Source organism: Tunturibacter psychrotolerans (genome assembly GCF_040359615.1).
GTDB lineage: Bacteria > Acidobacteriota > Terriglobia > Terriglobales > Acidobacteriaceae > Edaphobacter > Edaphobacter psychrotolerans.
In genome coordinates this window covers 997,716-1,011,528 of record NZ_CP132942.1, presented here as the reverse complement: position 1 = coordinate 1,011,528, position 13,813 = coordinate 997,716, and the positions used below count along the sequence as shown (strand labels likewise).

General features: G+C 60.0%; 9 protein-coding genes. All 9 read left to right on the top strand.

Going from position 1 to position 13,813, the window contains the following annotated elements:
• Positions 1 to 4 precede the first annotated feature (4 nt).
• The 9 genes from treS to RBB77_RS04010 all read left to right on the top strand — a co-directional run bounded on the left by treS (position 5) and on the right by RBB77_RS04010 (position 13,599).
• Positions 5 to 3,319 (top strand): maltose alpha-D-glucosyltransferase, encoded by a 3,315-nt coding sequence (treS, locus tag RBB77_RS04050; RefSeq protein WP_353064901.1) that lies wholly within the window; start codon positions 5 to 7, stop codon positions 3,317 to 3,319.
• A gap of 82 nt (positions 3,320 to 3,401) precedes the next feature.
• Entirely contained in the window at positions 3,402 to 4,283 is an 882-nt protein-coding gene (locus RBB77_RS04045) for a hypothetical protein (protein WP_353064900.1), read from the top strand.
• A 39-nt stretch (positions 4,284 to 4,322) separates the two neighbouring features.
• Positions 4,323 to 5,618, top strand: a complete 1,296-nt coding sequence (locus tag RBB77_RS04040; RefSeq protein ID WP_353064899.1) for an amidase — start codon at positions 4,323 to 4,325, stop codon at positions 5,616 to 5,618.
• Between the two features lie 270 nt (positions 5,619 to 5,888).
• The gene (locus RBB77_RS04035; protein ID WP_353064898.1) at positions 5,889 to 6,920 is read left to right on the top strand and encodes a DUF1338 domain-containing protein; all 1,032 of its coding nucleotides are present in this window, start codon (positions 5,889 to 5,891) and stop codon (positions 6,918 to 6,920) included.
• 59 nt (positions 6,921 to 6,979) lie between these two features.
• Positions 6,980 to 7,450: an NIPSNAP family protein gene (locus RBB77_RS04030; RefSeq protein WP_353064897.1), complete on the top strand. Its 471-nt coding sequence runs from the start codon at positions 6,980 to 6,982 to the stop codon at positions 7,448 to 7,450.
• 60 nt (positions 7,451 to 7,510) lie between these two features.
• A complete protein-coding gene (locus RBB77_RS04025; RefSeq protein ID WP_353064896.1) occupies positions 7,511 to 8,749 on the top strand; it encodes an SGNH/GDSL hydrolase family protein in 1,239 nt (412 codons plus the stop codon).
• 113 nt (positions 8,750 to 8,862) lie between these two features.
• Positions 8,863 to 11,808 carry an FAD-binding and (Fe-S)-binding domain-containing protein gene (locus RBB77_RS04020; protein ID WP_353064895.1) on the top strand — a complete coding sequence of 982 codons (2,946 nt, stop codon included), beginning with the start codon at positions 8,863 to 8,865 and terminating at the stop codon, positions 11,806 to 11,808.
• 63 nt (positions 11,809 to 11,871) lie between these two features.
• Positions 11,872 to 12,333 carry a hypothetical protein gene (locus RBB77_RS04015; protein ID WP_353064894.1) on the top strand — a complete coding sequence of 154 codons (462 nt, stop codon included), beginning with the start codon at positions 11,872 to 11,874 and terminating at the stop codon, positions 12,331 to 12,333.
• A 102-nt stretch (positions 12,334 to 12,435) separates the two neighbouring features.
• Complete coding sequence (locus tag RBB77_RS04010; RefSeq protein ID WP_434557099.1) at positions 12,436 to 13,599, top strand: IS481 family transposase; 1,164 nt, start codon at positions 12,436 to 12,438, stop codon at positions 13,597 to 13,599.
• Positions 13,600 to 13,813: the final 214 nt, after the last annotated feature.

Genomic DNA, 13,813 nt, shown 5'->3' with positions numbered 1-13,813 from the left:
AAGAGTGAAAAAAGCCGGCAGCGCCACCGACCCGCTTTGGTATAAGGACGCGATCATCTACGAGATTCACGTCCGAGCCTTTATGGACTCGAACGCGGATGGCATCGGCGATTTTCCCGGCCTCATGTCGAAGCTCGACTATCTGCAGGATCTGGGTGTCACTTGCCTCTGGCTGCTTCCCTTCTTCCCCTCACCGCTGCGTGACGACGGCTACGACATAGCTAACTACGTCGAGGTCAATTCCAGCTACGGCACACTCAACGACTTCAAACAGTTCCTCGACGCCGCTCATCTGCGCGGCATGCAGGTCATGATCGAGCTGGTCATCAACCACACCAGCGACCAGCACCCCTGGTTCAAAGCAGCGCGTCTCGCGCCCAAAGGCTCGCCCGAGCGCGACATGTACGTCTGGAGCGATACGGACAAGCTCTTCGAAGGCGTCCGCATCATCTTCGTCGACACTGAAAAGTCCAACTGGACCTGGGACGAAGTCGCGCAGCAGTACTACTGGCATCGCTTCTTCTCGCATCAGCCCGACCTGAACTTTGACAACCCGCGTGTGATGCAAGAGGTTCTCAAGGCGATGCGGTTCTGGTTGGACATGGGCGTCGATGCCCTCCGTCTGGATGCAATTCCCTATCTCATCGAACGCGACGGCACAAGCTGCGAGAACGTGCCCGAAACCCACGTCAAGATTAAAGAGATCCGTGCCGTCATCGATGCCGAGTACGACAATCGCCTCGTGCTAGCCGAAGCCAACATGTGGCCCGCCGACGTTCGTCCCTACTTCGGCGACGGCGACGAGTGCAACATGGCCTTTCACTTCCCGCTGATGCCGCGCATCTACATGGCGCTTCGCCAGGAAGACCGTCTCCCCATCACCGACATCATGGCGCAGACTCCCGCCATTCCCGACAACTGCCAGTGGGGTCTATTCCTCCGCAACCACGACGAACTCACGCTCGAGATGGTCACCGACGACGAGCGCGACTACATGTACCTGGCCTACTCGGCTGACCCGCGCATGCGCATCAACGTAGGCATTCGCCGACGCCTCGCGCCACTGGTTGACAACAACCGCCGCCGCATCGAGCTACTCAACTCGCTCCTCCTCAGCTTCCCCGGAACACCCATCCTCTACTACGGCGACGAGATCGGCATGGGCGACAACATCTATCTCGGCGATCGCAACGGGGTCCGCACGCCGATGCAGTGGAACTCCGACCGCAACGCAGGCTTCTCCAAAGCGGTTCCGGCTCAGCTCTACTTTCCCGTCATCATGGACCCCATCTGGGGCTATCAATCCATCAACGTCGAGGCGCAGCAGTCCGATCAATCGTCGCTTCTGCACTGGACGCGCAACATGATCGCCCTGCGCAAGCTCTTCCACGTCTTCGGACGAGGCACGCAGGAGTTTCTCAGTCCGGAGAATCGAAAGATCCTCGCCTATATTCGTCAATATGAAGAAGGCGACCACTGCGAAACAGTCCTCTGCGTTGCGAACCTTTCACGCTTCTCGCAACCCGTATCGCTCGATCTGTCCAAATTCTCGGGGATGATTCCCGTCGAGATGCTCGGCTACGTAACCTTCCCAACCATTACCGCAAATCCCTATCCGCTTACGCTCGCCCCATACTCTTTTCTCTGGCTGGAACTCCAATCTGCGCCTTCATCGCCTGAGCCGGTCGAGGTCCCCGTCGACGAACCCATCGTCAGCATGTTGAGCCACGGCATCGAGGGCATCCTTACAGGAGCTGAATTAGCCTCGTTGCAGCAGCTTCTCGTAAGCTTCCTTCCACATCAGCGCTGGTTCGGAGCAAAGACCCGAACCATCAAGTCAGTCGATATCCTCGACTCCGCGCTGCTCCCCGGCCTCAACGCAGCTCTACTCTTCCTTCATCTCATCTATGAGGACGACAGCACCGATGTCTATCAGCTCGCTCTGACGATCAGTACGGGTGACGCAGCAGAGATGGTTCGCGGCTCAGATCCCGCAAGCATTGTCGCCACCGTTACAACCGGCGACGGTCCCGCAGTCCTGCATGATGCGGTCGCGCGAGAAGACGTCCGGCAGGCAATCCTCCAACTCATCGAGACCGAGGAAAGCTTATCGACTCAGAATGGAACACTGCACGGACGCAAGAGCAGTGCGTATACCGCGGCTCGTGGCACCGATCCACTGCCCGCCCGTACAGGATCGGCTGAACAATCGAACACATCCATCCTCTACGATGCGAAGCTCATCATGAAGCTCTTCCGTCGCCTCCAACCCGGAGAGAATCCCGACACTGAGATCGGACGTTTTCTCACCGAAACCGCGCACTTCCCTCGCATCGCTCCCTTTCTTGGCGACATTACACTTCGTACGAAAAACGGCACGCCCACCACCATCGCGATGCTCCAAGGTCTCGTCGAAAACGAGGGCGACGGCTGGCAGTGGACCCTCGACGAACTCTCGCACTACTACGAAAGCGTCGCCATTCTGCCAGCTCTCCAGGACGTCGGCACGCCCGCTTCGTTCTTTACAGAGAGCGAATCACCGGCACTCGCGCGCGAACATGCCGGCCTCTATCTCGACGCGGCCGCGCTGCTGGGCCGCCGTACCGCCGAGATGCATCTCGCGCTCGCCACCCCTACTCACGACCCAGCCTTCGCAGCTGAAGACTTCACCACAGCCGACCTCGTCGCCGACGCCGACCGCATCGACGCCCAACTGTCACTCACCCTCGAAGCTCTTAAACGCGGCATGTCCCAGCTCACCGAGACCACCGCCGACAACGCCGCGCTCGTACTCAGCCGCCGCATCGAACTCTTCGCCCGCGCGCGTGCCATCGCCTCCGCAACGCCCGCCCTTGCTGGCCAGAGTATTCGCATTCATGGCGACTATCACCTCGGCCAGGTCCTCCGCTCCCGCGGCGACTACGTCATCCTCGACTTCGAAGGCGAACCCGCGCGCAGCCTCGCCCAACGTCGCGCTAAACAATCCCCCCTGCGAGACGTAGCGGGTATGCTGCGCTCCTTCAGTTACGCCGCTCACGCCGCACACAATGCCTTCGCGCAACGTCGCCCAGACGACGCGAAGTATCTCGAGCCGTGGGCCACCCTTTGGCAGAACTCCGTCTCCACAGAGTTTCTCCGCACCTATCACACGACCGTCCGGGCCAAAGATCCAGCGTTGATCCCTCAACCTGCGCAGGCACAAATCCTGCTCAACGCCTACCTGCTCGAAAAGTCTCTCTACGAACTCCTGTACGAACTCAACAATCGCCCCGCGTGGGTCAGAATCCCACTCGCAGGCATACTCTCTCTACAGTCATAGAAGTTTCCACGTCCGAATTACCGACGCGCGAAACTCATCATTTTTGCGCTTGCCGAAGATAGATTCCGCGATAGTCTGAATTATGCCTCCAGTGAAGCTGATCGCTGTCGTTGCCGCATGTCTTGCGCTGCCAGCGGCCGACTCTCCTTCGGGCGGTCATCTTCTCTTGACCGAGCGCAGCTCGAATTCGGACCTCGAGATCGCCGGCTTGGCAGCAGACATCTCGCCCGGCACCGTCCGCTACATCTCGTACGAGCAACTCCTGACGTTCCCTCAGACAACGGTCACCGTCACAGGCGACGACAACTTTCGCGAACTCCCTCAGCAAAAGCTGACCGTAACCGGCGTCTACCTCGATGTACTCGAGCGCTCCCTCGGCGCTCTTCCTGAAGCAGATCTACTGACCGCCCTTTGCTCCGACGGTTATCGCGCGACGTACACCCGCGAATATGTGAAGGCGCACCATCCCATCCTCGCGCTGAAGATTAACGGCCTGCCCGTCGAAACCTGGGTAGCCCAGTCGAAAAACGACGACCCTGGAAATTACTTCGTCACCCACGCGGACTTCACTCCTTCCTTCAGCGTTCTCTCCTTTCAGGAGATTCCAAAAATTCCGGCGAAAGTAACTCGGGTGGAGTTTGGTACGGCGCAGCAAGTCTATGGCGCCATTGCGCCTCATAAAAGAGATGCGTCCAACCTGCAGGTCATCGAGGGCTTTCGGATCGCCCAGCAACATTGCTACCGCTGCCACAACATGGGCCACTACGGCGGCACCAAGGCCGGCAGACCATGGCAAACCCTGGGCAACTACGCGGCCGCTTCGCCATCGACCTTCGAGCGCTACATTCGCGATCCAAAATCCATTGATCCAAACTCGGCCATGCCGCCGAATCCGACACTCGACGTATCTACCGCGAAAGCACTACAAGCCTACTTCCAGACCTTCGCCACAAAGATCCACTGATCATTGATTTCCGCGTCTGACTCATCACGGTCCCAAACCATGACAAACGCCTCCTCTCCGCTCACCCTCCTACGCGATGCCCTCGCCTCCGCAGCAACCGACCCCGTCACCATCGCCACTGAGGCTGCCGGCAGGGCCAACAGCAACGCCTCACACAACACGTACCTGACCCTCACCACCACCGAATCGCTCCATCGCGCCGAATTACTCCCGACCATCTTCTCCCACGCTCAAAATCGCCCACCTCTTTATGGAATTCCAATCTCGATCAAAGACTGCTTCGACGTGGTCGGCACTACAACAAGCTGCGGCTCCCACTACTATGCGCAGCTCAACCCCAATGCCCGAAAAAGCTCCTGGGTCGCCCAGCGCTTATTGGACGCAGGCGCAATCATCCCCGGAAAAACTCATCTCCACCAACTCGCCTACGGAATCACTGGCGAAAACGCCGACTACGGCGACTCTGTCCAACCCCGCGACGCAACTCTACTTACAGGCGGCTCCTCGAGCGGCGCAGCCGCGAGCGTACAGGAAGGGTCCGCGCTCGCAGCCATCGGCACCGACACCGGCGGCTCAGTCCGCGTCCCAGCCGCACTCTGCGGACTCACTGGCTACCGTGCCTCTCTCGGCGTCAGCCGTGGCGAAGAACGCTGGGCCGGTGCCTTCCATCTAGCGCCATCCTTCGATACCCTCGGCCTGCTCTTCCGCGATCTCCGCGACGGCCCCGCACTGGCCAGCGCCATCTACGACATCCCCGCGGCCCCCACACCCACCCAACTCCGAATCGGCTACGCCGGGGACGATTTCACTCACGACTGCGAGCCCGAGGTCCTCTCCGCATTCGCTGCATGGAAGCAGCACCTCACCCATCACGGCTCAACCCTGACTCCAATCGACACTGCCTTCTGGGCCGACAGCTTGGAGATATTCAGCACCATACAGGCCAGCGAAGCAGCCCAAATCCACCGGAACCGCTATCAACACTTCGAGCCCGCAATCGCAGATCGCCTCGCATGGGGAGCGTCCATCACGACAACCCAACTCGAAACCCTCCACCATCGCCTGGATATCTTCCGCACTCAAATCTCGTCGCTCTTCCAACAAGTCGACCTCCTGCTCGTTCCATGCGCCCCGGTTAACAAACTCATCGCGGGCAAAGACCAATCTCACATCCGCGGAGCGATTCTGCGCTACACCACACCTGCCAGTCTCGCGGGCCTGCCCACCGTCACTCTCGCTGGAGAAGCTATCGGCGCACCCTTCGGCACAGGCATGCAGCTCATCGCCGCCCCCATGCAGGACGCCGTGCTCCTGGCCTTCGCAGCCTCGCTCTAAACCCGCCGACACTAGGCCGTATGAACCTATTCGGCATGAAACTACCCGCTACGCGCGGTGCGGTCACTTCGTGACAGGTATACCCCTTCGGTTGACGCTCCCGCTGGTCGCGATGAGAATTTTCCGCCGACCATCGGGAGGCCCCGGGCGAAGCCGGCATACATGTCACGAAGTGACCGCCGCCCGCGCAGGGCAGCTTTACAGACGCACTCCCATTGACGATGATGTTAGGGCCGGACGAAACCCTCCGGCAGTCACGAGGAATAAACAATGAGCACAGGCACCAGCGTCCTACGCGAAGTACTCGGCAAGATCATCGGCACCGACCGCACCGAACACCTCTTCAAGCTGCTCGTCATCCATCCCGAGATCGCCGCCGCCCCCGGCCCGCAGGTCTCCCGCGCCGTCCTTGCGCAAGCACTCAACATGCTCCTCTTCGAAGACCTTCTTCGGCGCGTCCCCACCGCGAAGACCTACGCCGACTACACCCTAGGCAAGGGCCGCCAGATCCTCCACGATCACGGCGCTGTCCGCACCGTCGCACTCGAAGGCATGGGCGGCCTCCCCGCCGGACAGGAGGCCATCACCCGCATCCTTCGCCCTCTCGGTTACGCACTCAACGGCGTCTACCCGCTCGAGCGCCTCAAGATGACCGGCCGCTCCCACGCCCAGGCCGACTACTCCGAGGAGATCGCCCAGTTCTTCCTCAGCGAGCTTCACCCCGAGCGCTTCTCCCCCGAGTTCCAGGCAGCCGTCCGCCGCGTCACCGCGAGTTCGAAAGACCCGATCACTCCGCAGGCGAAATCGCTCCTCGACAAACTCGAATCCACCGGCTCTCTCACCATCGACGAGTCCGTCGCACTTCTCCCCGTCCTCGCCTCCGTCTTCGAGCGCCAGCACACCGAGCCCACCCTCGCCGACTACGAGATCCTTCTCGCCGAATCCCCCGAGATGGCTTGGATCTCCACCGAAGGCAACGCCTTCAACCACGCCACCGACCGCGTCCCCGACGTCGATCAACTCGCCGAAGAACAGAAAGCCCTCGGCCAGCCCATGAAGGCCGCCGTCGAAACTTCACAATCCGGCCGCGTCCGCCAGACCGCCTTCCTCGCCGCCAAGGTTCAGCGCAAGTTCCACACCCCCGAAGGTGCTCTCGTCTCCAAAGAGGTCAACGGCTCCTTCTACGAGTTCATCACCCGCCTCCCGCTCCCCGAAGAAGACGGCAAACAAAAACTCGATCTCGGCTTCGACAGCTCCAACGCACAAGCCATCTTCAAAATGACCGCAACGGGTAAAGCCTAGCTCCTGACGTAGATCGAAGCATCGAAAAATAAACCAGAGACTCAAGAGATTCCATAAAGATGAGCTACAAACCACCCTTCGCTGCGCTCAATCGCTGGAGTCTCAAAGGTTCGACCGTATGCTGCATTGCACTTATCTCGTTTGCCGCCGGATCGCTCTTCACAGCCCGCTTGACGCACCTGCAGCAAGTGGAGGCCGACAGCAATCGCGTCTTCGAGCTCGATATCTATCACGCTGTACCGGGCAAGGTGCCCGCTCTTGAGTCACGTTTTAGCGACGCAGCAAAGCTACTCGCCAAGCACGATCTCGACGTCGTCGGTTACTGGGTACCCAACGGAGATCCTGCGTGGAACAACACCTTCATCTACCTCGTCGCTCATTCGAGTCGGGAGGCGGCAGAAAAGAACTGGAACGCATTCCACACTGACCCGGCGTTTCAAAAATATCGAAAGTCCGAGAACGCCGAAAAGTTGATAGAAAACGTCGACGAGATCTATATGCGTCCAACAAATTATTCGCCTATGAAGTAACACTCGAATCTGCTGGTCGCTTTACCATATAGCGTTCAACACTGGGAGAACTCCATTTTCATGAATGAACTGCGGAGCTTTGCACTCGTTTGCTTTCTTCTATTCGCCTCCCAGGTTGCCGACGCACAACGAAACACCTGGGTCGCCACTTGGACAGCTAGCCCGCAATCAGCAAGCCCCGATCCAGACGAACCGCTGCTCAAGATCGAAGACCAGACGGTGCGGGAGCGCATGCGTGTATCCGTTGGTGGAACCAGTATTCGCCTTCGCCTCTCGAACGAATTCGGCCTCACTCCTCTCGTCATCGGTTCGGCGACCGTCGCATTACCGACCAGTCCGGCGAGTGTCAGCACAAGCTCGATTCACACTATTACTTTCAATGGCAGCAACTCGGTAACGATCCCTGCAGGCGCACCAATCCTCAGTGACCCGGTAACTCTTCCCATCACCCAAGAAGGAGAAATCACTCTCAGCCTCTACTTTCCCAAACGCGTCGCCACTCCGACGATCCATGGGCTGGCGCTCAAACACGCGGTGGTGTCACAACGTGGCGACTACACTCACGCAGAGACGATAGAAGGCGGGGCTCAAACCGAGTCGTCAATCCTGGTCAGTGCCGTGCTCGTTCCGGCGCAGCCGTCCCAGCGCCTACTGGTAGCGTTCGGCGACTCAGTGACTGACGGCGATGGATCTACCGTTGATGCGGACCACAACTGGCCAGACGATCTCGCTCGTCGCCTCGGAAGCTTGCCCTCGAGCCCGAAGCTGGCTGTCGTCAACGAAGGCATCGCAGGGAACCGCCTGTTGAGCGACGACTTCGGCGTCAGTGCCCTCGCTCGCTTTGATCGCGACGCTCTGGCTCTGCCAGGGATCACCCACATCGTGCTTCTCGAAGGGATGAATGACATCTGCTTTCCCGGCGCAAAGCTCGGCGGGGAATACCTCGCTGATCCCGCGGACATTCGCACCGCAGATGACGTCATCGGCGCATACCGACAACTCATCGCCCGCGCCCACGCCCGCGGCATCCGGCTGATTGGAGCCACTCTCACCCCATTCGAAGGCGTCGTTCTTCCTGGCTACTACTCGGATTCGAAGGAGACGATGAGGCAAGCGATAAATAAATGGATCAGGACCAGCGGCTCGTTCGACGCCGTCATCGACTTCGACACCGTAGTGCGCGACCCGGAACATCCCAGCAGACTGTCGCCGCGCTTTGCCTCAAAAGACCATCTCCATCCCAACGATGCCGGATACAAGGCGATGGCTGACTCGATCGACCTGCGTCTGATTCAATAAACTGCGCAGATAAAGTCTGGCTCAAGCCAAAGCCGCAAAAGCATTGTCGCCGCCTGTTCAACGTTTCTATCTTCCTTCAAAGTCCACTGTTTGCCGACGTATAGTTAAGCCCTATGTCCACCTCCCCATTCGTCGTCCTGCCGAGCTCCCACGCCCGCGCACACGACACCTTCCCCGACGCCGACGAACTCGCCTCACTCCTCCGCGAGCAGATCCGCGGCGAAGTCCGCTTCGACCCCGCCTCCAAGGCCCTCTACTCCACTGACGCCTCCAACTATCGCCACATCCCCATCGGCGTCGTCATCCCCCGCGACGAAGCCGACGTCATCACCACCGTCGCTCTCTGCCGCCGCTTCAACGCGCCCGTCCTCACCCGCGGAGCAGGAACCTCGCTTGCCGGCCAGGGCTGCAACGCCGCGGTCATCCTCGACTTCTCCAAATACATGAACGGCATGGGCGAGATCGACGTGCAGAACCGCACCGTTCAGGTCCAGCCCGGCATCGTGCTCGATCGCGTTCGCGACGCCGCAGAAAAACTCCACCTCACCTTCGCCCCCGACCCCGCCACCCACAGCCGATGCACCATAGGCGGCATGATCGGCAACAACTCCTGCGGCGTTCACGGTCTTATGGGCGGCAAGACCGTCGACAACATCGCATCCCTCGACCTACTCCTCTACGACGGCACCCGCCTCACCGTAGGCCCCACCACCGAAGCCGAGCTCGCCGCCAACATCGCAGCCGGCGGCCGCGTCGGCGAGATCTACGCCACTCTGAAATCCCTCCGCGACACCTACGCGAACCAGGTCCGCGAGAAGTTCCCCAACATCCCCCGCCGAGTCTCCGGCTTCAACCTCGACGAGCTCCTCCCCGAAAACTCCTTCAACGTAGCCCGCGCCATGGTCGGCAGCGAAGGCACCTGCGCCATCATCCTCGGCGCAACATTGGAGCTCGTCCAATCTCCACCCTGCCGCACCCTCGTCGGCGTCGGCTTCCCCGACATCTTCCTCGGCGCCGACTACGTCCCACAGATCCTCGAGCACAAACCTATCGGCTTCGAAGGCATGGACGGTCTCCTCCTCGATGCCATGCGCCGCAAGCAGAAGTTCGCCGAAGAGCTCACTCTCCTCCCGGAAGGCAACGGCTTCCTCATCGTCGAGTTCGGCGCCGACACCCAACCCGAGGCCAACGCTAAGGCTCGCGCTCTCGCCGCCTACCTCAAAACCATTCCCGCCGAAGCAACCACACGCATCTACACCTCCGCCGAAGCCAAGAGTGTCTGGCGCGTTCGCGAGTCCGCCCTCGGCGCCACCGCCTTCATCCCCGGCGTCGGTACCGGATGGGAGGGTTGGGAAGACGCCGCCGTCGATCCCCACCAACTCGGCAGCTATCTCCGCGCCATCTTCGCGCTCATGAACGAATACGGCTACCGCAGCCCCATGTACGGCCACTTCGGCCAAGGCTGCGTCCACATGCGCCACAACTTCGACCTCGAAACTCCCGAAGGCATCCTCAAATTCCGTCAATTCATGGACAGCGCCGCCGACATCGCTCTCGCCCACGGCGGCTCTCTCTCCGGCGAGCACGGCGACGGCCAGGCGCGCGGCGCTCTCCTCCCCAAGATGTTCGGCCCCGAACTCATGCAGGCCTTCCGCACCTTCAAGCGCCTCTTCGACCCCACCAACCGCCTTAACCCCGGCAAGCTCATCGACGCCCACGAGCCGCACGAAGACCTCCGCCTCGGCGCCGACTACAACCCCTGGCATCCCAAGACTCACTTCGCCTACGCCGAAAACAACGGCTCCTTCGCCGACGCCAATCTCCGCTGCGTCGGCGTGGGAGCCTGCCGCAAGACCGACGCCGGCACCATGTGCCCAAGCTTCATGGCCACCGGCGAAGAACTCCACTCCACCCGCGGCCGCGCCCATCTCCTCTGGGAGCTGATGCAGGGCGAAGTCCTCCCCGACCAATGGAAGAACAAGCAGGTCAAAGAGTCCCTCGACCTCTGCCTCGCCTGCAAAGCCTGCAAGTCCGAGTGCCCTGTCTCGGTCGACATGGCCACCTACAAATCCGAGTTTCTCGCCCACCACTACGAAGGCGAGTCGCGCCCGCTCTCTCACTACGCCTTCGGCCGAATCGATCTCTTCGCCCGCCTCGCCTCCTACGCACCACACCTCGTCAACACCATCAACCACACCCCACTCATCAGCGCCGTCATGAAGAAACTCCTCCACATCCACCCGAAGCGCACCTTCCCCCGCTTCTCCAAACCCTTCACTCCCGATCGCCGCCTCGCCCGCGATCCTCAACGCCGCCGCGACCGCCGCATCCCACTCCCCGCCGAAGCCCCCGAGGTCTTCCTCTGGGCCGACACCTTCAACAACTACTTCCACCCCGCAGCCATGCGTGCCGCGCACAACGTCCTCACCACCGCCGGCTTCCGCGTCACGCTGCCCACGCAACACCTATGCTGCGGCCGCCCCCTCTACGACTTCGGCATGCTCGACACTGCCAAAGACTATCTCCTCAAAACCCTCAACGCCCTTACCGCGCAGCTACAAGCCGGCACCCCCATCGTCGTGCTCGAACCCTCCTGCGCCTCCGTCTTCCGCGACGAGCTCACCAACCTCCTCCCCCACGACCCCCGCGCGCAAAAACTCCGCGACCAGACCTTCCTCCTCAGCGAGTTCCTCGTCAAACACGCCCCGCATTACAGACCACCGCAACTCGACGAGAAGATCCTCGTCCACGGCCACTGCCATCACCGCGCAACCATGGGCATGCACGACGAGATCGCCCTCCTCCGCCTCACCGGCGCCGACGTCGAACTCCTCGACTCCGGCTGCTGCGGCATGGCCGGCCCCTTCGGCTTCGAAAAAGAAAAGTACACCGTCTCGCAAACGCTAGCCAACCGCGTCCTTCTCCCCGCCGTCCGCAACAAAGCCGCCAACACCATCCTCGTCACCGACGGCTTCAGCTGCGCCGAGCAAGTCACGCAAAACACCAACACAAAACCCATGCACCTCGCCGAAGTCCTCGCCCAACCTCAAAAACCGTGACGAAATAAAATGCGGCTTTAACCTGTGGGTGTTACAAATCCAACTTATACGCGGAGAAATTGGATGCGGGCCAGAACGAAGTCGTTTGTGTCTATCTTCACAGTCATAGCGTCACTCAACTTCACGGGCTGCAGTGGTGGCGGTCCTACAACTCCGAACTCAACTCCTTCTATCCACAATCAGTGGACGTGGGTAGGTGGTGCGAACGTTCCCGACCAGAGTAGTGTCTACGGGACGCAAGGATCAGCGGCTCCCGGCAACATCCCCGGTGCGCGCGAACAAGGTGTCAGCTGGACAGATAACTCCGGAAACTTCTGGCTCTTCGGTGGATGGGGCAGTGCGGCCTCCCCCTCGCAAACCTCCAGCAACATTCTGGTATTAGACGGCTACGGCTTGCTGAATGACCTCTGGAAGTACAGCGGCGGTCAATGGACATGGGTAGGTGGCTCCGAGCTTTTTGATCAACCCGGCACTTACGGCATCCAGGGAACCCCCTCACCAAACAACGTCCCCACTGGTCGATGAGCGTACTTCGCACTTCCGTTACAAAACAGACCGGAGACATGGTTTACAGCGGAGCGCGACGGCTACGAATACTCAGCATTTGGGCGTATACGACGATGTTGTATGCCCTGGAAAGAGATCCGGATCATGGATCAACGCCTGCAGTTTTTGTCGAGTTATCAGAAGGAAGAGATGTCGGTAGCGGACCTGTGTCGCGCCTATGGGATCTCGCGTCCCACAGCCTACCGTTGGATCAACCGCTACAACGAGACGGGGCCGGAGGGACTCGTGGATCGCAGCAGCCGGCCACACAGTTGTTCGCACGCGACGCTTGAGCCGATCGAGAACACCATCCTTGTGCTTCGGGCCAAGCATCCGTCCTGGGGTGCGCGCAAGCTCAAGGCAAGGCTGGAGATGCTGCAGCCAGACATGGTCTGGCCTGCTGCTAGCACCTTCGGCAACATCCTGAGCCGCGCGGGTCTGACCAGTCCTCAAAAGAAGAGAAAGCGGACGACGCCATGCTCAGAGCCGTTCTCTCTGGTCACGGGTCCGAATCAGCTGTGGTGCATGGATTTCAAGGGTTACTTCGCCACCGGCGACGGCAAGCGTTGCGATCCGTTCACCATCACGGACGCGCATAGCCGTTATTTGATTCGCTGCCAGATCGTCTCGCGCATAGATCTAAGCCAGGTCCAGGCGATCTGCGAAGCAGCGATGCGGGAGTATGGGATGCCGGCGCGGATCAGAACAGACAACGGCGCACCGTTTGCGGGCACCGGGCTCTTGGGGCTGTCGAAGCTCTCGCTCGGATGGATGAAGCTCGGGATCGTGCACGAGGGCATTCAAGCAGGTCGGCCGCAACAAAACGGCCGCCACGAGCGGATGCATCGCACTTTGAAGGAGGACACGACCAAACCACCTGCGGCATCCCTTCGAGCACAGCAGAGCCGCTTTGACAACTTCCGCTACGTGTTCAACAACGAGCGCCCGCATGAGGGGCTAAACAACCAAGTTCCCGCAACTCTTTACATGCCCAGCGCGATACGACTGCCGCGCAAGTTGCTGGAGTTCACGTACCCGAAGGGGCTCCAGTTGCAACGAGTCAATAATAGCGGGGACATTAGCTGGCACAAGAACAGAATCTTCATCAGCGAAGTATTCCGCTTCGAAGAGTTGGGAGTCGAGTTGATCACACCGGGGCTTTATAGAGTCTTCTTTCGAGATATGGAGATAGGAGAACTCAATTCCGAAGAGCTTCGTTTCAGAGCTGTGCGTAGAGTGGTCTGAGCCTGCCAATGAGTGCATTGGTCTGATATCACCAAGTGACCCGAGAACTTGCCGAAAATACGGGCAATTCACCTATCAGCAGCAGCCAGCAATGCGCTCTGGACGCTCCAAACATCCGTCGAAAAAGCGAGTCATTTACGTTCGAACTTTCGGGTGAAATTGCCTTTCTCATGAATCAAGATTTATTGTGAGTACTATCAATCATGACTGAATG

What these genes read in the sequence shown, in the direction of transcription:
- RBB77_RS04045 (WP_353064900.1), top strand. Translation starts at nt 3,402, where the DNA reads ATGCCTCCAGTGAAGCTGATCGCTGTCGTTGCCGCATGTCTTGCGCTG.
- RBB77_RS04040 (WP_353064899.1), top strand. Translation starts at nt 4,323, where the DNA reads ATGACAAACGCCTCCTCTCCGCTCACCCTCCTACGCGATGCCCTCGCC.
- RBB77_RS04035 (WP_353064898.1), top strand. Translation starts at nt 5,889, where the DNA reads ATGAGCACAGGCACCAGCGTCCTACGCGAAGTACTCGGCAAGATCATC.
- RBB77_RS04030 (WP_353064897.1), top strand. Translation starts at nt 6,980, where the DNA reads ATGAGCTACAAACCACCCTTCGCTGCGCTCAATCGCTGGAGTCTCAAA.
- RBB77_RS04025 (WP_353064896.1), top strand. Translation starts at nt 7,511, where the DNA reads ATGAATGAACTGCGGAGCTTTGCACTCGTTTGCTTTCTTCTATTCGCC.
- RBB77_RS04020 (WP_353064895.1), top strand. Translation starts at nt 8,863, where the DNA reads ATGTCCACCTCCCCATTCGTCGTCCTGCCGAGCTCCCACGCCCGCGCA.
- RBB77_RS04015 (WP_353064894.1), top strand. Translation starts at nt 11,872, where the DNA reads ATGCGGGCCAGAACGAAGTCGTTTGTGTCTATCTTCACAGTCATAGCG.
- RBB77_RS04010 (WP_434557099.1), top strand. Translation starts at nt 12,436, where the DNA reads ATGCCCTGGAAAGAGATCCGGATCATGGATCAACGCCTGCAGTTTTTG.